The sequence below is a fragment of the Sphingobium cupriresistens genome (assembly GCF_004152865.1).
GTDB classification, from domain to species: domain Bacteria; phylum Pseudomonadota; class Alphaproteobacteria; order Sphingomonadales; family Sphingomonadaceae; genus Sphingobium; species Sphingobium cupriresistens.
This window is the reverse complement of record NZ_SEOO01000158.1, coordinates 1-514: the sequence shown is the minus strand read 5'-3', so window position 1 is coordinate 514 and position 514 is coordinate 1. Positions and strand designations below refer to the sequence as shown.

Annotated in this window: 1 pseudogene; it reads right to left on the bottom strand. The window is 57.0% G+C overall.

What is annotated here, in order from left to right:
* Window positions 1-410: 410 nt before the first annotated feature.
* A pseudogene (locus EWH12_RS22105) lies at window positions 411-514 on the bottom strand (IS5/IS1182 family transposase); the annotation flags it as partial.

The window sequence follows — 514 nt, the reverse complement described above, 5'->3', positions numbered from 1 at the left end:
GGGCATGGCCGCCCTTGCCACACCAATGATCGAGGAGGCACAGCCGCTACAGATTACACCCAAGGCCGCCTGAAAATGCAGCCCAGTGGCCACACCCGATTTTACACCACATTGACGGACGCGACCAATATGCACGCTCCAATGCGTGCTTCGCACGCAACGGATCGAAATGACCGATGGCGCTGCCAGCGAGTTTAGTGAAGACGGCTTGTCGCGCTGTTTCGACCCGAGGGGAAAAGATGGTTTGGGCATAGAGCCGCATCCTATGCGGTACGATGCTGCGAAGGCCGGGATAGCGGCTCTTGAGATCATAGGTGATCTCGACGATATTCTCTTCCGGCCCTACCGGGCCGATCGTTTCTGTCACAGCCACATCGGGGCTAGGAGTAAGAGCCGGATTCGGAAGTTTCTCAATTCTGACAATACCTTGCGGTTCTGCGTGTGAGCATGCGGATTGAGGCGATGAGGGCCCAAGCTGTTGATGAGGCGATGGATCGCTCCCAGTCTTTCGCGA